Genomic DNA, 16,281 nt, shown 5'->3' with positions numbered 1-16,281 from the left:
CAAACAGGTTGCCATAGCTGAAACTGGCGCTAAAGCAACTATACCATATCTGAATCAGAAATTTTCACTTCCAATTGCAAGGATGACGTTAATCCGCTGTCATCCAAGGTATGAGTGACGGTAACCAGAGTCCAGTCTGCCATGTCAATTTCGGGCTTGAAGCCGCTCACCCTGACTTTCATTTCGGGGAATAGCTCTGGCCTTCCCTTCGCCAGTCGAATAGAGAATGACGCCACACCGCGCTGAATTTTCTCCCATTCTGCTTTGACGGCACGCTCGGCATTATCCTTGTTAGCATAAGTATGTTTCAGCACCAATACATTTCCCTCACTGCCGACCAGATAATCTCCCTGTTTTTCTTCTTTTTTCTTCGATTTGGTCTTATTCCGCTTGCGCTTGACGGTGACGTTCCCTTTTTTCCTCGGATTACGGGTATTAAGCCAATTGGCGGAAACGCCGGTATAAGCGCCCCGGTCAGCCAGTGAAAAACGGTGATCGTCTCCAGATTGCCGGGTAATGATAACCGAAGGCAGGGACTGCCCGCTGGCGGCTTTGTTCTGCCCCTGTCGGATAAAAAGCAAATAGCCACTCTTGATAGTGGCAATGGCACCCTCCTGTTTTGCCAACCGGGTTAGAAAATTGCAGTCGGATTCGTTGGTCTGGTCAATATGACTGAGGGTGATGTTAGCTAGCATTTTGTCCACTTTCGGCGTCAAATCGTTACGTACAGCAATAGTGTGCACAATATCGCTGATCGTTTTCTGGTGATAGGACACCTCGCGATTGATATTAAGCATCGCCCGAAAATCTGCGCTGCGAGCACGGATGATTATCTTGTCCGGCGCACCACTGTATTCGATTTCATCCACAATAAACTTACCTTTGTGGATCAGCGGTTCCCCCTGCCAGCCCAGATGCAAGGACAGCTCAGTCCCACGACGGGGCAGAGATAACAGACCATCGCTATCATCCAGCTCAATATCCAACTGGTCAGCCTCAAAGCCCCGATTATCGGTTAGATTCAGGGAAATCAACCGTGACTGAATGCGGGCATTGACATTTTTGTCACCAGCACTGAGAACATACACAGGTGTATTAGTTTTGCCAGTTACCCAATCGAGTTTTAGCATATCAGGTAAAGAAATCATGAGAATAGCCCGCCCAATTTGTGTGTGACACGAGTTTTTAAGTCAGTCATTTGGGTGCGAAGGTCGCCGAACATCTCCCCTAAATTGTCATCCACACGGCGCAACGTGACGGTAAAGTCAATTTTACGGGCGGTACCGTCGGTAAAAAATTCACTTTTGGTCTGGTCGATACTTTCAATAATAAACATGCCGTAAATCGTGCCGCTACCATCCAGAAATGACCAAGCCTTGCCACTCTCAGCCATCAATTGCAGGGCCAGCAAGGACAACCGGCCGCCGGTGATTTCAGGGTACAGGGCACCGGACAGTGTAATAGTATCGTTATTTGGCCCCATAAACTGGAAAGCAGGACGGGCACCTATACGATTGTTAAATCCATAGCGCCATGATTGTTGGTGTTGCAGGCTCTGATATGGCGTGGTTTTCAGCATAAAGACAAATAAACCCAATGCGGCCATCATGAATAAAAGTCCTCGCTATCAAAAAATGAGCTACGGGCACGGGCGCGTTGTTGTCGCTCACGGCGATCCAGTTCACGCGCCACCGCCTGCGCGATATCCTGTACGGATTGCGCAGGAACGGCGTGTATATGAATTTCATAAACAGATCGTCTGTTGTCCTGGCTCTGGTTAGCAACTGAAACTGCCGATGTCTGATACTGTGACGCAGGCAAACTGTATGGATGCAACGGAGCATTTTGGGCGCTGACTGGCAAGACTGCCCCTACAGATAGGGCCGCGATTGTCGCCAGTGCAGCCGTTTGACGGCGACTGGTGACACGGGCGGGGCCGTTGATGATCTCCGGGCCATATTCCCCCACGATGCCAATCTTGCCCGTCGGGATGTAACCACCTTTATCGAATCCACCCGCCAGTATGCCGCTAATCGGACTGGTTGCTTCCTTATAAGCATTCAATGCCGCCTTTTGCCTGGGATCTTGGTTTTCTTCCTGCATAAAGTCGGGAGTCAAGGCGTCTTTAACCATCTTGCCCAGTTCGGAGAATTTCTTTTTCAGGGATTCCCATTTTTCCTCAATGCCTGCCTTAAGATTTTCGACAAATTCACCGCCAATCTTCTTAAATTCGGACGGAATTTTTTTCGTATCAGCGACCAGCTCATTCCATTTGGCTAATGCCCGTTGCTTGATGTTTTCCCATGTGGTGGAAACATAGTTCGAAATGTTGTTCCATAAGTTCTGGAACCACGGGCCGAGTTTGCCCCAATATCGCCAGATCAGGTAAGCGCCCACAGCAATCAAACCGATAACCGCTAAAATGGGGTTTGTCCACATAACATGCCCCAGCCACATCGCCATTTTCCCAATATAGGAAAACACGTTACCAAGACGTAGCATTGAGCCTACTCCCTTGATACCCAACACTGACAGACCAAATTTAACGATTGCCAGTGGTCCCAACAGAGCAACCAATGCCAGCGTAATCGCACCAAAAACCGTCAAAATAATACCCAGCCCAATACTCACCATCGTTAACGTTTTGGTCAGTTCAGGGTTGGCCTTCATCCACTCACCCGTTTTACTGATAATTTTGGTGATACGCTGGGTGATCCCACGCAAGGGACTATCCACACCGCCAAAAATTTGAATACCGATATCTTCCCATGCCGATGACAGACTTTTTAGGTCACCGTCAAGGTTATTAGTCATAGTATCGGCGACTTTCTTAGCCTCACCTTGGGCGTTCTTCAATTCTTTGATGAGTTTCTGCAATTCCCCCGTACCGGTTCTTTCAGCCAATACTGACAGCGCGGAAAAGGCTTCCTCTCCGGCAATGGCTTTGAAAATGCCGGCACGCTGAGCGTTACCCATCTTGGCCGTTTTCTTGTCCAGCTCAGTCAGGATATCCGGCAATGCGCGGAGATTACCCTTGGCATCTTTAGTCTGAATGTTCAGTTTTGCCAACGCTTTCGCGGCGGCGGCGGGCGGTTCAGCCAACCGTCCCAAAATAGATCGCAAGGAAGTTCCCGCCATACTACCCTGAATACCGGCATCACCGAGCTTACCCGTCGCCGCAGCGGCGGTTTCAATATCAACCCCTAAGCCTGCCGCTACAGGGGCGACATACTTCATGGTGTCACCCAGCATCATTAGATTAGTGTTAGAACGAGTAAAGGCACCCACTAGTACGTCACTCACCCGCCCCGTTTCTTCGGATTTTAGCTTAAAACCCGTCAGGATATTGGAACCAATATCCGCCGTAGCGGCCAAATCGGTATCACCCGCCAATGACATCGCCAATGTACCAGGCATGGCTGATCGTATCTGGTCTGGAGTAAAGCCGGCCATTGCATAAAAACTCTGTCCCTGCGCGACCTGATTGGCGGTGAATGCCGTTGTCGCGCCTAAGTGCCGAGCCTGTCGGGAGAATGCTTATCCAGACGGGTCAGCGCTTGCACTTTCGACATCCCCACGTCAAAGTCATAACCCGGCATCATCATCCGTTTAGCGCCATAGAGCGTACCAACACCCGCTGCCGTTGCCGCAGCACCGGTTGTCGTCATTTGGTTACGCACATCTTTCATTTTTTGGTAGCGAGAACGGGCATTCGCCAACCGTTGTTCCTGCTGTCTCAGACGCCCAAGCTTCTGCTCCTGTTGCTGGAGCATACTAGTTGTGTGGTTGATGTCCGCGTTTATCCGTCTCTGCGCCTGTCCAAGCTGGTTAGTTGAGATACCGCTGGCGCGCAAGGCATCACGCTGACGTTGCAGGGACTGGCTCAGGGATTGATTTTTTTCCTCGAACTGCTTGGCTGCGTTTTTTGCCCGCTGTAGCTGGTTGATTTGGGCCTGTGTCGGGTTCTGACTGGCGTTAATTTCACGGTTCAGTGCTGCCACGCGTTCAGTAGCGCTGCGGTAAACCTGCCGGGTTTCTAGCAATTGGAGCTTTACCTTGCGAAAACCATCGATCCGTCCGGCCTGCTGGTTCAGTTCCCGGAGTTGCTGGCGCGACTGGCGAAGGGTTCCAGCCAGCCGCTTGTTAGAAGCCTGTGCATTCTTGAAAGGACGGGTAATTTTATCAACAGCATTCAGGATAACTTGCAGGCGTAAGTTTCGGTCACTCATTGTCGGCCCCACTCCGTTTCATGGCCCGGTAACGCCATGCCAATAATTCAGGCAGGCCCATCTCTGCTGTCACAGCAGGCGGCCAATGAAACACGGTGGCAATGTCCGCCACCAGTTCATCAACGGTTATTGATGCTGGAAATCGGACTTTACCGACTTCGGCAACAAAAAATTAACTACCTCAATACAGAGGTTAATCAGATCGCCGGGCGACATTAGCAATAAATCATTTTTAGTCAGTGCCGGTGCGGTGACACGAGGCAAAACCAACATCATTGAATCGACGTCCATTTCCATCAGTGCCTGCAAGCGGGCACCACGCAGCGCACCACTGTTAGGCTTACGCACAACGACGTCGCTGATGGTGGTTGCACCACGGTTAATAGGTTCTTCCAGTGTCACTGTAGCGTGTTCCGGCTGGACGATGGGGGTTTGTTCAGTCATGGTGAATGTTCCTATAGTGATTTATCAGATGATAAGCGTTCAATTGTTACAAACCGATGGCGCGTCGGTGGGCTTCCAGACGGTCAACACCACCAACGATTTCCACCATATTAACGGTGTCGATTTCGACCAGGACTTCTCCGTCCCACGTCAATTTGAAGTAAGTGTTTTTGGCGCTGACTTTGGTCTGGCTGTTGTCGCCCTGTTTATAGCTGCCGTGGTCAAATTCCGAAAAGCGGCCACGCATTACGACTTCGACCGCAATCACTTCCCCGGTATCATCACGCTGAAAGGAGCCATTAAAGCGCAGAGAAACGCCGTCCACTTTCTCAATGCCCCACTGGCGGTAAAGTTGGGCTTCCACGCCGCCCAAGGTAAATTCGGCATCCAGTGCGCCATCATCCAGCCCCAAGTCCACCGAGGCGGCACCATTCATGCCACCACCGCGATAGGCTTCAAGCTTACGACTCAGTTTAGGAAGCGTCATTTCTTCCACAACACCGATGTAATTGTTACCGTCATTGAATAAATTCAGGTACTTAAGTTTACGAGGTAATGCCATGAGTAGCCTCTTAGCTGTTAATGCTGTTGGCGAAATTCATCAGGTACTGGTCAGTGATGCGCTGGCGCAACAGCAGGTTTTCCAATGGCGGGATCGGTGTGTAGTTATAATCGATGAACAGCTTGCCTGCTTTCAGGGTGTCCTTGGTGTTGGCGCTTTCGTCATACCAACACTGGCCGTCTATCAGGTAACCATTGGCTTTTAGTTCGCGCAGCCTGGCATTGATGCCCTCGATAATGTCGCGTACCAATGAAGGCGTCAGCGGCTTGTCAATTGCCCACATATGCGCATCAGCCATCGTGTCAGCCAGTACCTGCGCCGTGCGTGTGTAACTCTCGAACTGAAACAACGGATCATCCGAACAGGTGCGAGAACCCCAAAAACGAAAACCATTCTTGCGGATCAAGGTTGTAACGGCGTTCTGGTTAAGCAGGTTGGCATCGGTGACAACATCCTGCAAATCCCAAAAGACATCGGCAGAAATCCCTGTCACACCATTGACACCAACGTTGGACAGGGTTTTGTGCCAGCCGGTTTCCTCGTCGATTTTGGCACGCAGGCCCAGCGCACGAGCAGTTGAGTATGCGATAGACTCGCTATTTTTGACCGTATCCCAACTGAGGAAGTCCGGCCAAATCAACATCAGTTCACGCTGGCTAAAGTTGTTGCGGTATTTGATAGCATCGGCAATGGTCTTGCAGCCATAGGCATTAACATAAGCCATTGCCCGCAGCTTTTGAGCAATGTCAGCAAGGGCTGTTGCTACGGGTTGGATATCGTGACCGGGTATACCTAGAATGCGTGGTTTAACACCGAGCTGCCCTTGTGCCGCAAGTAGCGCCTGCATTCCCGTTTTTTTACCCTCGTCGGTAACGCCACCGATGATATTCGACGTGGTTTCCGCTTCGGTTTCCCCTTGGGCCACGCGCACAACAACAGTCACGGGTTTGGACTGGTCGGCAATCGCTCGCAGAGCATGAGACAGTGTGCCCGTTTTGCCGGCCTTACTACTGGCAGTCAAAACGTCGGTTAACAAGACTGGCGTGTTTAAGGGAAAAGCTTTGGTGTCAGCATCATCCGCTGTGCAGACTAGCCCGACAATAGCGGTGCTGACAGTGGTAATAGTGCGCGTTCCCTCGTTGATTTCCTGCACGCGGACGCCATGATGATAATCTTGTGCCATAGCGAAAGACTCCAGTGATGGTGATTTCGCTATGGTGAGCGCTGTGACAATAAAATTCAGTTGATTGGGTAAGTATCAGGAATGGCACAAAGTGGAGGGTATAATAAGGAGTATTAGAGATGTTCATCCTTGAGTAATCAAAAGACTCATGCCGCGCACGATAAATGAAGCGACAATTCTTGTAACTTTGCACAGAATTGTATAAAATTTTATACAATCAGGTAAGGAAGGGAAACTATGACGAAAATCAGGAGCGGTACAGAGAAAGAAATTGCCTGGATCGGCTCTTCTTATGAAGATTTGTTAGCTTTTCCTACAGATGCACGTAAAGACGCAGGCTATCAGCTTCATAGAATACAGCATGGAATAGATCCTGAAGATTGGAAACCCTTTTCTGACATCGGTTCTGGCGTAAAAGAAATACGGCTAAGAGACTGTACAGGTATTTATCGTATTATGTATGTTGCTAAATTCGATGAAGCTATTTATGTATTGCATAGTTTTCAGAAAAAAACTCAACAAACGAATAAACATGATAAGGATATCGCTAAAGTACGATACAACGCAGTTATCCAGCAGCGGAGAAATATCAAATGACCACTAAAATTGACACTGAAATTCGTAGGGTAACTCCAACCGGACATAATATATTTTCTGAGTTAGGTTTTACTGAGCAAGACGCTCAGCAACTTCATGCAACCTCTTTACGAGAAATAGAAAACACATTGCAAATCAAAGAGCAGTTAATGGAAGAAATTACTTTATGGATTGCAGATAAAAAAATGAAACAAACTGAAGTAGCAACGGTGTTGCACATTTCTCGTCCAAGAGTATCTGACGTTGTGAATAAAAAGGTAAATAAATTCACCATTGACGCATTGGTTAATATGTTAACCCGTATAGGAAAACCTGTTCAAATTACGGTAGGCTAAGACCCACATATTAAAGGTGTTAAAGCAATTCAAAACAAGAGGCACCTAGAATGGGTGCTTCTTGGCATTTCAAAAGATTCAACCTTTCGGTTCAATACCTCGTTCCCGTAGTTCCTTACGCAAAATCCGCTTGATCCATATAGCTGAAAAGGCCGACCTCATAAACCGGCACCCGCTCCAACCTAGATCGGAACGTTTATCTACGCAAAAGGAGCGCAGATAGTCCAATTGTAGCGTTAGCCAAGTAAAACGTGTATAGACACTACACAACACAGAGTATAAAAAAACAATTTCAGGGATATTAAAACCCTAATTGTTCTACCACATGGTTAACTATGTGAATCCCTCTTTAGCTACGCTATCTGATGAAACTAGTATAGATAGAAAGTTATCAGCATATTGAGGAATATCTTCTTGGGATTCTTTTTATGAGAATACTTGGCTCTAATGATAACAAATGTGCTATATGAACAAATTCCACAACATCCAATCTTCTTTCACCATTCTCAACCTTCGCAATAAACGATTGAGGGCGATCTAGCGCTTGAGCTAAATTCTCTTGTGTAACTCCCTTTGCTATACGAGCCTCACGGAGTGCTTTGATAACTACTTGATATTCATCAGAGTAAATTGAAACCATATATTCAATCCTACTAAACATTTAGGATTAAATATCAATCGATTGTTGATTTATACCAAAATGGGATTTTTTATTTTATAAGCTTTGATCATTTTAGCTTGTTAGGTAGTTTTTTGAACAGTATTTTTCCTAGAATTAGTCCATGATCGACAGATAGCAAATGTGCTATATGCACAAATTCAACCACATCCAACCTTCTTTCACCATTTTCAATTTTAGCAATAAATGATTGAGGTCGATCTAAGGCTTGAGCCAAGCTCTTTTGAGTAATACCTTTTTCTATCCTAGCTTTACGAAGAGCATTTATAACTAGTTGATATTCATATGAATAAATCGATGCCATTTCTTTAACCTTGATTAATATCCCAAAATCGAATATCAATCATTTACTTAAATATCCCAAAACAGGATAATTCATTACGTTTGTTATATGGAGATATAAAGAAAATGAATAAAAAAGATTGGCATACCGCCGACATTATCGCTGCCTTACGTAAGCTCGGCACTACCTTAGCAGCGGTATTGCGTAAGGAGGGACTTAGTTCATCTACATTAGCTAATGCTCTATCACGACCTTGGCCTAAAGGAGAATGGATTATTGCTAACAATCTCGGAGTACATCCCTCAGAAATTTGGCCAAGCCGATATTTTGATGAGAATGGACAACCTATTGAACGAGTTACCCGAAATAATTCATCAATGTGACTAATTCTCAACTAAATGGTCTAAGTTCGGTATAATATCGAACCTAGGCCATGTTAGCTGCCTAGACTGTCTAACTATTGGAGCCAGTTTATTGTAACCCTTATTCTATTACTCTAAGTTTTTCAGGCCAATTAATATCTGGCACTAAATTAACATCAACGCGGTTCAGTAATACCCGATATTTTTTCAAAGCTGCTAGCAGCGATTTTTCCTCATCACTCGCCATCCCCAAATCTACCGCATCTTGTAACGGAGCAATCTGTTTACTTACCGTGAGCATAAGTTGCTGTTTCTTATGTTCTGCTTGTTGCTGCTGTTCCCGTCTAAGCTTTATTTTATCATTTTCTGATATTATCCACTTTTCACCATCATATTTATGATAAACGGACGGAGCACGTTCAATGAGTACTGGATAACCTTCTTTATTACTGACAATTGATAAACCGCGCGATTGCCCGGCGAGTAATTCATTGTGTTTTTCTGCTGTTATTTCAACGCATTCTTTATAAGCTTCATTATAAAAAGCGCATTCTTTTCTGGAGAAATAAACCATTTATACCCCCCAAAATAATATATATACAACTCTGTCTGGATTCTCATTACTGTTAGGAGTGCCAGCTTGATATTCAAATGTCGATAATGTTGCATTACGTACTAATGTATGGCCTGTTGATGTATTAACACTCGACATACTTGCGATATAGCCAAAGAATTTATTTTTAAAAGAAATTGGATAATTGACTTTTACCCATGATTGTTGACGGGATGCAACTTTAACCCATTGAATCATTATTCCCGTATCCCCACATTGCCACCAACCATTTTCAGATTTTATAGCTGCATTTTGTAGCGCAAGGGTACCGCTTCGCTCAGGTATTAATATATTGTAACGCCGCCGATTGCTCGGATCGTTAGAATAAATATGCAACAATTTTCCTTCTGAGCCGTTAATTCCTACCACATACCCATCTTTCGATTTGAAACGCAATTCAGGAAAGGGCGTTTTGCTATCAATCAGTAAACTCCCAACAGTGGCGCTTTTATCGCTAAAAATACGCAAGAAAGTATTATCACTCTCTGCTCGCGTATATGCCCCTACATCTCCAGCACCCAAACTAAGATCCCCGGTCAACGCCTTACCGTTGATTTTCCGGTTGCTCGGTACTGCGCCTTTAGCCAACACCACCGTTTCCAACAAATTGAGGTTTTTCACAAAAGCATTTTTGTCAGAAATGTCAGCGCCGTTCTCCTTCCTGGACAATCGACTATTAGCATTGTCATTAGCATCAATCACATGCTGGTTTGCCGTGCTTGCCAGTATGTTGACTTCATTCACACGAAAATCGATTTCCCCTTTGGTATACGCTCCAATATCCCCCGCATTCAGTGAAATATCAGAGGAAAGCGCCTTCCCGTTCACCTTACGATTAGCAGGCACACGGCTATTAGCGTTATTATCCGCGACATTTGCCAAGTCATATGCCGCCTTAACCGCCTTCGAGGTTGCCGCGTAGGTTTCACTGCTGCTATCTACCGCGCTGCTTAAGATAACGAAACCTTTATCTTTTAGCGTAGCGTCAGGATGGTTACGGCTCTTCACATGAGTTTGAATCGACTCGTCCACATATTCCCGTGTTGCCAGTACAACGGAGGGATCAACTTTCAATGTTACTATGTCGGTGCTGCTGACAATCAATACCATGCGAATAGTCTGTGTACGCCCAGAGCCTTCCTGTAACTGCGGTTTGTAAGTCTCCGCACAATTCCCGACTGCAATCAGCACGCCATCTTTATCAAACAGACCAATTTCCCGAATCCACCAACCGCCCTCGTTTTCGGGGATTACCTGCTCGGCAATAATCTGGTTAGCGTTCTTATGGTCAACGTTCAGGACGTTAATCACCGCGCGGCGGCGTTCGTTAACCAACCTAGTCTGTGTAGTATCTGGTGTCGGCAAACTTCCGCCACCATCACCAACAGCCATATGGGTGATTTCAATCTTGGTACCCAACGCGGCAGCATTTGCCAGCTTATCCGCGCCCAATCGAGTTAACAGGGCAAAATATTTGGTCCTCATGACTCAATCCTCACATAATCAATAATATGCACTCCAACCCCTACTACATCAGAACCAGTGACGGTGATTAATTCCGGGATATAGGGGTAAACGGTTAATACATCACCGCTGTAACTGGCGACCGCGCAATAATTTTCGCCTCCGGTCTCCAACTGAATAGACATTCCAACCAAATGCCGTGAAGCGGGCTTGGCATCAAAAATCAATCGCTCTAGTTCTTGATAAGTGGTCTCGGTGATACCCGTTTCCATGACGCCAATATCCAACCGGAAAGTGCCGGGGGCATCATTGGTTTGCCACCATTCGATAACACGGATGAGATAACCGAATGGCTCCACCACACGGCGAATAGCGCCTATTGTTCCCTTGTGCTTATGAACAAACATCGACGCCTTAATTGACTCGCGTTTAGTACTCTCCGGCCAGTCCATATCCCAGCGATCAACTGACCACGACCACGCCAGATAGGGGAGTAATTTCACTGGACACCGTTCAGGACTCCACAGGTCACGAAGGGGAACCGGCACATCTGACAGACTGGCGAGGGCTTCAGCGGCGGCCACTTCCAACAGTGATGATCCGACAGGCAACAAACGGTTATTCATCCGATCCCCCAATCACTACCTGCGCACGTGTGCAAAAACTCGCTTGAGTTTTATCCAGAATCACATCCTGCACTGGAGATTTCAGGTGAACACGCTGAACACCAGGCATATGCAAGACAGCAAAAATGGCACTGCGCACGATATCGCGGCCAATCCGGCGTTGTTCGGCAGTGTAACGCGCCAGCCGTTCACGCACAGCCTGCAATATCGGCTCATATTCCGGGGTTGGGTACAGGTACAGCACGGCATCAATTTGATAATCAACAATCTCCGCAGACTGTACGGTCAGGCGATCCGCTACGGGGCGAACATCCTCATCATTCAGAGCAGTATTCACGACCGCAATCAATTCATCACTGGCCGCACCGTTCCTCTCACGTGACAAAATACTGACTGTAACACAGGCAGGCGATGGACTTATCACCGACGCATCGGCAACCCGTCCGTCAGCACTGCGCGCATGGTATTCATAGGACACCACAGGGCCGGCGACGCTTAACCCCTCGAACGCTTGCGGAATGCGTACCCGAAAATCAGCGTCAGATTCCAACACCGTAGAGATAGGCGGTATGGCGAGATTGTTAGCGGGCTGCAATACTAAACGCCGCACATTGTTATTCATCCCCAGTTGGTCTAAGTCGCGGCCTGTGGCATACGCCACCATTGCCGCCCGCGCTGCCTCATTGACGCGCTGACGCAAGAGCAATTCCCGATAGGCGTTTTCCTGCAATAGCTTGGTGATAGGTTCGGATTCCAGCGCCAACGTGCGGGTGATAGCATCGCGATACTCTGGCGGATACAGTGAAATCAGTTTTTCTTTTCGCTCAGCCAGTAGGGTTTCGAAATCCAGTAGTTCGACAACCTCCGGCGGCGGTAACTGACTAAGGTCGATAGGCGGCATGGTCACCCCAAAGGCACAGAAAAAGCAACCGGGACATTGGATAGCTGATATTGGCCGCTGATATCAACAGTCATGTGTCCGGCTTCACCCTGATGGATAGTGATAGCGGTCAGGGTAATGCGGGGTTCCCATCGCTGGATGGCGGTATAGCACGCAGCCATAATTTGCAAACGTAAAGCAGGATTTTGGGGCGCATCAATCAGTTCGGATAACAACGAACCATATTGGCGGCGAGTAATACGGCTACCCATCGGCGTTAGCAAGATATCGCTGACTGACTGGCGAACATGGGCGATATCGCTGATAGCCTCACCCGTCTGTTGATTCATACCAAGGTACATCATGATATGGGGACTCCCGATGTACTGTCACCGGAGCGTACACCATTGTGTCGGTGCGAATCCACCACAACCCCGTTAGAACTGAATTCACCGTTTATATGGGTGATATTACCGCGCATAGTACCGCCTTTTTTCACTTCCAGACTGCCCGTAATCAGATGGTTGGTACAAATGAGGGTCGGTGTATCTAATGTAATCTGATTGCCAGCCATACAAGTGATTTCTGGAGCAGTAACATGCACGGAAGCCAACGCGGTAATCATGGCGGTCTTAATGCCTGTGACAGTTAAGGCGCTGGTCTGTGGTTCATATTCCATCACAGCACCATCAGGAAAAGCGACACACACCGCTTCCGGCGATGCCGAAGGGGCCGGAAACTCATCAGAGAAAATCGCAGGCAGTATAAAGGCTGTGGTCAAGTCACCACCAATGGATAGCAATAAAACCTGCTCATCAACACTGGGCGCCCACCATGTACGGGAGTTTCCCGCTCTGGATGTCAACCAGTGCAACCAATCGGTTTCAAGATTGCCGGTCATAACCCGGCACATGCCCCGTGTAGTATCTACTTGGGTGATGACGCCGATTCGGATCAGGTTGCGCAGTCGGCGCAACAGTTCAGTTAATTGTGTGTTCATGCAGACAACAATGTCACCCAATACCCCTACCTGCACGTCATCGGGTTTGTGTGCTAGCTAGCACACATCCACGGGTGAGGTGAAAAAGTATCTGATCTTCAATATGTTGAATATCGCTCTGTGTCAGTCCCAAAAGTCGCCGCGATGGATATTTGACTTCAATGTTTTTCCCTTTCATGCGTTCCCTTAACCCAAACTGATGCACACGGGCGATAGCAGCTACCTTTGGAGCAAAAAAGATCACGGCTTTCCGGTCATTAGCAGACAAGCGTAAGTAACGCGCGGTAGCCAGTTTCTTAAACATGCGGGCCTTTTTATTGGATTTCCGGGTACTGATCCGATCGGTTTTGACGTCCAGGAAACGCTGGATATCGCATTTGTAAAAAGTACGCTGACCTTTACGCTCGGCATCATAGCCGGTAATCGTTTCACCCTTCTTGCCCTTGCGGATTTGCCAACCTTTCAGGGTGCGAGGTTCACCGCGCCAGATGAACTTCATACCATGCTGTATAGTGAGGGCTTGTGCCTTACGTTGGGTAAAGCGGCTACCGTCAGGGTTACGCTGGGATCGGATACGCTGCATTTGGCTCTGTCGCAAGTCTCGCGCAATATCACGGGCCAGTTGCTTTCGACTGATGGGAGAAAGTTGATTCAACAAGGCGGTTAGTGCGGTATCCAAAGGCTGCAATGCGTCACTGTTCATCTCACCACCTGTCAAATGGGTTTTCAGGCTCAGGAATGGCGCTCACTGTGCTGGCCTGCCCTTGCTGGGTGACCAGTACACACTCGGTCAGTTTCAGATCAATACTGATATCAGCGGTATCATCATTGAGAATATTCACGTCAAAGGTAAAGCCGCTGCGGCGATTGTCAGGATTAGCGAAAATATCTGGCTGGTGCTCACGTATCCAGTACACGATAACCGCCATGAGCACATCCTGATCATCGGGATAGGCTTCAATAATCAGGTTTAGCGTGTATTCATATTCGTAAGACAAGGAGAGTGCCAATGTCGCCAGCACGGCGCCATCTTCAACAAACAAGTGCAGGTATTCAGGGTTGTCACGCAAGTAGGAGATCTTTTCTGTCAGAACTTTTCGCAAGGCGTTAGGCTTATTCATGTGTCACTTCTCTAGTCTGTTCTATTTGTCGAATGGCCTGTTTATCCAGATTGCACTGTTCAATAACCGCCAGTAACTGTGCATTCAGCAACAAACTATCACCCCATGTCATTGGGTCGGATATGACCGGGGGCAGACAGTCAGCGAGCAGATGCGTCGGAATCGGCATCAACGGTACCTGAACGTATTCGGTTCGCGTGCTGCTGCAACCGGACAACAGCCCTATCAGGAACAGCACGACTAGCGCAATCATTACCGACAACAACAGTTTTGATAGCCGCCTGAATTTGTGCAGAATCCACCGCTGATCGCTTGCGATTTTCGTTATTAACCCGTGTGATATCATTGATTATCCTGATGGTTTGGAATGCGTTATCGGTAATGGTTTGCTGTTGTTCATACCGCTGGCTCAGTTTTTGATATTCATCGCTTTTCTGCTGATACTCACCGTAATAGAACCAGAGCAGGCCAGACACTGCCGCCAGCATACTCAAGGTGAGTATGTGCAGATTGAACCTCATAACAGCTCAAACGCCCGTTTAATGATCGTATCGGAATATGGTTGCTGTCCGTTCTCCATTTGAATGATGGCGCAAACCAATCGGGTCATGATCACCGGGTTATCAACATCAATTACCACGTTACAGGGAATACCAACCGACCGGCTCATATATGCAATGTAACTTTCGGTATCATTTTCATTCGGGGGCGCCCAACGAGAAATTATCTGCCGGATACTGTTCAATCCGTATTTTCGTTCATAATTGCGGATAATCTTGATAATGGCCCGTATGCCGTATTCTGGTGATACAAATTGACAAAATGACGGGTCTGTTTGTATGTCGTGCAATCCCAGCCATTTATCGCCGTGGCGGATATTGCCCGGATTATGGTTGCGAACACCTCTAGTCATGTGATTTGTCTCCCAAACGTTTATTGATTGCACGAAGGGCAAATTCACGTAGTTTTTCAACACCAATAAAACCAATGGCGCCCCCCAAAGCCGGTGAAACACTGCTAGGAATGCCAAACAGTTCCAGCCCGCTGGAAACACCCCACGACAACGCGCCACATAGCAACGGTTCAACCCAGCGTTTTCTCCGCTCTACGCCGTCATAAATCAGACGGCCATAACAGATCAATACAGCCAGCAAAGAGCCGGATATTTGCGGCCATAAATTTCTCAGGCCATTCAATAAATCGGCCCATAAATCCGGTTGTTTGTCCATTTTCTAATCCCATAATTGAATGATGGGCATGACAGGGGAAGGAGTGATTTCAGGCAATTCAACCTCGGTACCATGCGGCAGGATGGCCCCAAAATCGGCCAAACCGGGATTGGCTTCTAATACCAGTTCAGTGACTCCCTGTGTTCGTCCATAGTAGCGCCAGCATAAGGAATCCACGGTGTCATACTGTTGTGCCCTTACCCACATTAGATCAACTCCACAATCACATGATTCTGTCCCTGTATCCGGCGCATCGCCCATTGCGCATTTCGCCACAAGTCGTCAATAGTGGTTTCCATCGCCTCAGCCTTTTTACTGCCAGTCTGGGTGGTGTCGATATCGCGGTAATGCTCAGTCAAATTGACTTTAGTCAGGCTAAAGATGGCGCGGTAATACAGATAAACCAGCTCGCTTTCTTCATTAATGCAGGCTGAGGGAATGGCGTTTAATGTGTGGTATCCCTTAGCAATATTGAGCAATCGCCAACGGTTCAGCTCGCGATTGACCTCGACAATAGCGTTGGTGATGGCCTGCTTTAAGCGCTCTAGTGTTACAGTGCCATCGGTGCGCATCTCGTCACGGTAGCGGCTGATCTTGATCGCGGGGAAAAAGTCATCGCCGGCCATAGTGGTGTCGGCATCCGTTACGGGTTCGGTTGAAATAAAATCCATACA

General features: G+C 47.6%; 26 protein-coding genes and 1 pseudogene. 3 read left to right on the top strand and 24 right to left on the bottom strand.

The annotated features are described in order from the left end of the window. Positions 1-38: 38 nt before the first annotated feature. The 8 genes and pseudogenes from KZ793_RS05870 to KZ793_RS05835 form a co-directional block, all read right to left on the bottom strand. A complete protein-coding gene (locus KZ793_RS05870) occupies positions 39-1,148 on the bottom strand; it encodes a phage late control D family protein (RefSeq protein ID WP_397443581.1) in 1,110 nt (369 codons plus the stop codon). Beyond that, positions 1,145-1,609, bottom strand: coding sequence for a phage tail protein (locus KZ793_RS05865; protein WP_225814268.1), 465 nt, complete (start codon positions 1,607-1,609; stop codon positions 1,145-1,147). Before KZ793_RS05865 ends, KZ793_RS05870 begins: the two co-directional genes overlap by 4 nt. Continuing rightward, positions 1,606-3,474, bottom strand: a pseudogene (locus tag KZ793_RS05860) (phage tail tape measure protein); the annotation flags it as partial. The pseudogene KZ793_RS05860 and the gene KZ793_RS05865, both read right to left, overlap by 4 nt. Positions 3,475-3,509: 35 nt before the next feature. After that, positions 3,510-4,229, bottom strand: a complete 720-nt coding sequence (locus KZ793_RS05855; protein ID WP_225814266.1) for a phage tail tape measure protein — start codon at positions 4,227-4,229, stop codon at positions 3,510-3,512. Then, on the bottom strand, positions 4,222-4,341 hold the full coding sequence (locus tag KZ793_RS05850; RefSeq protein ID WP_036773160.1) for a GpE family phage tail protein: 120 nt from the start codon (positions 4,339-4,341) through the stop codon (positions 4,222-4,224). Before KZ793_RS05850 ends, KZ793_RS05855 begins: the two co-directional genes overlap by 8 nt. Positions 4,342-4,355: 14 nt before the next feature. Further along, positions 4,356-4,673: a phage tail assembly protein gene (locus tag KZ793_RS05845; protein ID WP_225814264.1), complete on the bottom strand. Its 318-nt coding sequence runs from the start codon at positions 4,671-4,673 to the stop codon at positions 4,356-4,358. 46 nt (positions 4,674-4,719) lie between these two features. Further along, entirely contained in the window at positions 4,720-5,235 is a 516-nt protein-coding gene (locus KZ793_RS05840) for a phage major tail tube protein (RefSeq protein WP_225814262.1), read from the bottom strand. A gap of 10 nt (positions 5,236-5,245) precedes the next feature. Further along, complete coding sequence (locus tag KZ793_RS05835) at positions 5,246-6,418, bottom strand: phage tail sheath protein (protein WP_225814260.1); 1,173 nt, start codon at positions 6,416-6,418, stop codon at positions 5,246-5,248. Between the two features lie 237 nt (positions 6,419-6,655). On the opposite strand from KZ793_RS05835, the gene KZ793_RS05830 reads away from it, so the two are divergent. After that, positions 6,656-7,015, top strand: coding sequence for a type II toxin-antitoxin system RelE/ParE family toxin (locus tag KZ793_RS05830; protein ID WP_015836339.1), 360 nt, complete (start codon positions 6,656-6,658; stop codon positions 7,013-7,015). Next, positions 7,012-7,350, top strand: a complete 339-nt coding sequence (locus KZ793_RS05825; RefSeq protein ID WP_225814253.1) for a helix-turn-helix domain-containing protein — start codon at positions 7,012-7,014, stop codon at positions 7,348-7,350. Before KZ793_RS05830 ends, KZ793_RS05825 begins: the two co-directional genes overlap by 4 nt. 391 nt (positions 7,351-7,741) lie before the next feature. On the opposite strand, the gene KZ793_RS05820 is transcribed toward KZ793_RS05825, so the two are convergent. Together KZ793_RS05820 and KZ793_RS05815 are read right to left on the bottom strand one after the other, a co-directional pair. Next, on the bottom strand, positions 7,742-7,990 hold the full coding sequence (locus KZ793_RS05820) for a helix-turn-helix domain-containing protein (protein ID WP_225814251.1): 249 nt from the start codon (positions 7,988-7,990) through the stop codon (positions 7,742-7,744). 88 nt (positions 7,991-8,078) lie between these two features. After that, positions 8,079-8,333, bottom strand: coding sequence for a helix-turn-helix domain-containing protein (locus tag KZ793_RS05815; protein WP_225814249.1), 255 nt, complete (start codon positions 8,331-8,333; stop codon positions 8,079-8,081). A gap of 104 nt (positions 8,334-8,437) precedes the next feature. Here KZ793_RS05815 and KZ793_RS05810 point away from each other — a divergent pair, with 104 nt between their 5' ends. After that, positions 8,438-8,695 carry a helix-turn-helix domain-containing protein gene (locus KZ793_RS05810; RefSeq protein ID WP_225814247.1) on the top strand — a complete coding sequence of 86 codons (258 nt, stop codon included), beginning with the start codon at positions 8,438-8,440 and terminating at the stop codon, positions 8,693-8,695. 100 nt (positions 8,696-8,795) lie between these two features. On the opposite strand, the gene KZ793_RS05805 is transcribed toward KZ793_RS05810, so the two are convergent. Genes KZ793_RS05805 through KZ793_RS05745 form a run of 14 tightly spaced genes read right to left on the bottom strand, consistent with a single transcriptional unit; the run spans position 8,796 to position 16,278 of the window. Further along, complete coding sequence (locus KZ793_RS05805; protein WP_225814245.1) at positions 8,796-9,248, bottom strand: tail fiber assembly protein; 453 nt, start codon at positions 9,246-9,248, stop codon at positions 8,796-8,798. Further along, positions 9,249-10,772: a phage tail protein gene (locus KZ793_RS05800; protein WP_225814243.1), complete on the bottom strand. Its 1,524-nt coding sequence runs from the start codon at positions 10,770-10,772 to the stop codon at positions 9,249-9,251. Further along, positions 10,769-11,377, bottom strand: coding sequence for a phage tail protein I (locus tag KZ793_RS05795; protein ID WP_225814241.1), 609 nt, complete (start codon positions 11,375-11,377; stop codon positions 10,769-10,771). The genes KZ793_RS05800 and KZ793_RS05795 overlap by 4 nt, the downstream gene beginning before the upstream one ends. Further along, positions 11,370-12,278 carry a baseplate J/gp47 family protein gene (locus KZ793_RS05790; RefSeq protein ID WP_225814239.1) on the bottom strand — a complete coding sequence of 303 codons (909 nt, stop codon included), beginning with the start codon at positions 12,276-12,278 and terminating at the stop codon, positions 11,370-11,372. Before KZ793_RS05790 ends, KZ793_RS05795 begins: the two co-directional genes overlap by 8 nt. A gap of 2 nt (positions 12,279-12,280) precedes the next feature. Continuing rightward, positions 12,281-12,622 (bottom strand): GPW/gp25 family protein, encoded by a 342-nt coding sequence (locus KZ793_RS05785; protein WP_225814237.1) that lies wholly within the window; start codon positions 12,620-12,622, stop codon positions 12,281-12,283. Then, positions 12,619-13,257, bottom strand: a complete 639-nt coding sequence (locus KZ793_RS05780) for a phage baseplate assembly protein V (RefSeq protein ID WP_225814236.1) — start codon at positions 13,255-13,257, stop codon at positions 12,619-12,621. Before KZ793_RS05780 ends, KZ793_RS05785 begins: the two co-directional genes overlap by 4 nt. Before the next feature lie 37 nt (positions 13,258-13,294). Beyond that, positions 13,295-13,960, bottom strand: a complete 666-nt coding sequence (locus tag KZ793_RS05775; protein ID WP_225814235.1) for a phage virion morphogenesis protein — start codon at positions 13,958-13,960, stop codon at positions 13,295-13,297. Between the two features lies 1 nt (position 13,961). After that, the gene (locus KZ793_RS05770) at positions 13,962-14,378 is read right to left on the bottom strand and encodes a phage tail protein (RefSeq protein WP_225814234.1); all 417 of its coding nucleotides are present in this window, start codon (positions 14,376-14,378) and stop codon (positions 13,962-13,964) included. Next, the gene (lysC, locus tag KZ793_RS22655; RefSeq protein WP_317987445.1) at positions 14,371-14,547 is read right to left on the bottom strand and encodes an Rz1-like lysis system protein LysC; all 177 of its coding nucleotides are present in this window, start codon (positions 14,545-14,547) and stop codon (positions 14,371-14,373) included. Before lysC ends, KZ793_RS05770 begins: the two co-directional genes overlap by 8 nt. After that, the gene (locus tag KZ793_RS22650) at positions 14,519-14,899 is read right to left on the bottom strand and encodes a hypothetical protein (protein ID WP_317987444.1); all 381 of its coding nucleotides are present in this window, start codon (positions 14,897-14,899) and stop codon (positions 14,519-14,521) included. The genes lysC and KZ793_RS22650 overlap by 29 nt, the downstream gene beginning before the upstream one ends. Then, positions 14,896-15,291: a structural protein gene (locus tag KZ793_RS05760; RefSeq protein WP_225814232.1), complete on the bottom strand. Its 396-nt coding sequence runs from the start codon at positions 15,289-15,291 to the stop codon at positions 14,896-14,898. Before KZ793_RS05760 ends, KZ793_RS22650 begins: the two co-directional genes overlap by 4 nt. Further along, positions 15,284-15,607 (bottom strand): phage holin, lambda family, encoded by a 324-nt coding sequence (locus tag KZ793_RS05755; protein WP_015836355.1) that lies wholly within the window; start codon positions 15,605-15,607, stop codon positions 15,284-15,286. Before KZ793_RS05755 ends, KZ793_RS05760 begins: the two co-directional genes overlap by 8 nt. A gap of 3 nt (positions 15,608-15,610) precedes the next feature. After that, positions 15,611-15,814 carry a tail protein X gene (locus tag KZ793_RS05750; RefSeq protein WP_132345239.1) on the bottom strand — a complete coding sequence of 68 codons (204 nt, stop codon included), beginning with the start codon at positions 15,812-15,814 and terminating at the stop codon, positions 15,611-15,613. Further along, positions 15,814-16,278 carry a head completion/stabilization protein gene (locus KZ793_RS05745; protein WP_015836357.1) on the bottom strand — a complete coding sequence of 155 codons (465 nt, stop codon included), beginning with the start codon at positions 16,276-16,278 and terminating at the stop codon, positions 15,814-15,816. The genes KZ793_RS05750 and KZ793_RS05745 overlap by 1 nt, the downstream gene beginning before the upstream one ends. Positions 16,279-16,281: the final 3 nt, after the last annotated feature.

This window comes from Photorhabdus antumapuensis (assembly GCF_020387775.1).
Taxonomy (GTDB): domain Bacteria; phylum Pseudomonadota; class Gammaproteobacteria; order Enterobacterales; family Enterobacteriaceae; genus Photorhabdus; species Photorhabdus antumapuensis.
Note: the sequence above shows the minus strand (reverse complement) of the source record. Positions and strands in the feature narration are given on the sequence as shown.

Bases quoted from the DNA above. Each gene is read 5' to 3' on its own strand.
- KZ793_RS05870 (WP_397443581.1), bottom strand. From the start codon at position 1,148: ATGATTTCTTTACCTGATATGCTAAAACTCGATTGGGTAACTGGCAAA.
- KZ793_RS05865 (WP_225814268.1), bottom strand. From the start codon at position 1,609: ATGATGGCCGCATTGGGTTTATTTGTCTTTATGCTGAAAACCACGCCA.
- KZ793_RS05855 (WP_225814266.1), bottom strand. From the start codon at position 4,229: ATGAGTGACCGAAACTTACGCCTGCAAGTTATCCTGAATGCTGTTGAT.
- KZ793_RS05845 (WP_225814264.1), bottom strand. From the start codon at position 4,673: ATGACTGAACAAACCCCCATCGTCCAGCCGGAACACGCTACAGTGACA.
- KZ793_RS05840 (WP_225814262.1), bottom strand. From the start codon at position 5,235: ATGGCATTACCTCGTAAACTTAAGTACCTGAATTTATTCAATGACGGT.
- KZ793_RS05835 (WP_225814260.1), bottom strand. From the start codon at position 6,418: ATGGCACAAGATTATCATCATGGCGTCCGCGTGCAGGAAATCAACGAG.
- KZ793_RS05830 (WP_015836339.1), top strand. From the start codon at position 6,656: ATGACGAAAATCAGGAGCGGTACAGAGAAAGAAATTGCCTGGATCGGC.
- KZ793_RS05825 (WP_225814253.1), top strand. From the start codon at position 7,012: ATGACCACTAAAATTGACACTGAAATTCGTAGGGTAACTCCAACCGGA.
- KZ793_RS05820 (WP_225814251.1), bottom strand. From the start codon at position 7,990: ATGGTTTCAATTTACTCTGATGAATATCAAGTAGTTATCAAAGCACTC.
- KZ793_RS05815 (WP_225814249.1), bottom strand. From the start codon at position 8,333: ATGGCATCGATTTATTCATATGAATATCAACTAGTTATAAATGCTCTT.
- KZ793_RS05810 (WP_225814247.1), top strand. From the start codon at position 8,438: ATGAATAAAAAAGATTGGCATACCGCCGACATTATCGCTGCCTTACGT.
- KZ793_RS05805 (WP_225814245.1), bottom strand. From the start codon at position 9,248: ATGGTTTATTTCTCCAGAAAAGAATGCGCTTTTTATAATGAAGCTTAT.
- KZ793_RS05800 (WP_225814243.1), bottom strand. From the start codon at position 10,772: ATGAGGACCAAATATTTTGCCCTGTTAACTCGATTGGGCGCGGATAAG.
- KZ793_RS05795 (WP_225814241.1), bottom strand. From the start codon at position 11,377: ATGAATAACCGTTTGTTGCCTGTCGGATCATCACTGTTGGAAGTGGCC.
- KZ793_RS05790 (WP_225814239.1), bottom strand. From the start codon at position 12,278: ATGCCGCCTATCGACCTTAGTCAGTTACCGCCGCCGGAGGTTGTCGAA.
- KZ793_RS05785 (WP_225814237.1), bottom strand. From the start codon at position 12,622: ATGATGTACCTTGGTATGAATCAACAGACGGGTGAGGCTATCAGCGAT.
- KZ793_RS05780 (WP_225814236.1), bottom strand. From the start codon at position 13,257: ATGAACACACAATTAACTGAACTGTTGCGCCGACTGCGCAACCTGATC.
- KZ793_RS05775 (WP_225814235.1), bottom strand. From the start codon at position 13,960: ATGAACAGTGACGCATTGCAGCCTTTGGATACCGCACTAACCGCCTTG.
- KZ793_RS05770 (WP_225814234.1), bottom strand. From the start codon at position 14,378: ATGAATAAGCCTAACGCCTTGCGAAAAGTTCTGACAGAAAAGATCTCC.
- lysC (WP_317987445.1), bottom strand. From the start codon at position 14,547: ATGCCGATTCCGACGCATCTGCTCGCTGACTGTCTGCCCCCGGTCATA.
- KZ793_RS22650 (WP_317987444.1), bottom strand. From the start codon at position 14,899: ATGAGGTTCAATCTGCACATACTCACCTTGAGTATGCTGGCGGCAGTG.
- KZ793_RS05760 (WP_225814232.1), bottom strand. From the start codon at position 15,291: ATGACTAGAGGTGTTCGCAACCATAATCCGGGCAATATCCGCCACGGC.
- KZ793_RS05755 (WP_015836355.1), bottom strand. From the start codon at position 15,607: ATGGACAAACAACCGGATTTATGGGCCGATTTATTGAATGGCCTGAGA.
- KZ793_RS05750 (WP_132345239.1), bottom strand. From the start codon at position 15,814: ATGTGGGTAAGGGCACAACAGTATGACACCGTGGATTCCTTATGCTGG.
- KZ793_RS05745 (WP_015836357.1), bottom strand. From the start codon at position 16,278: ATGGATTTTATTTCAACCGAACCCGTAACGGATGCCGACACCACTATG.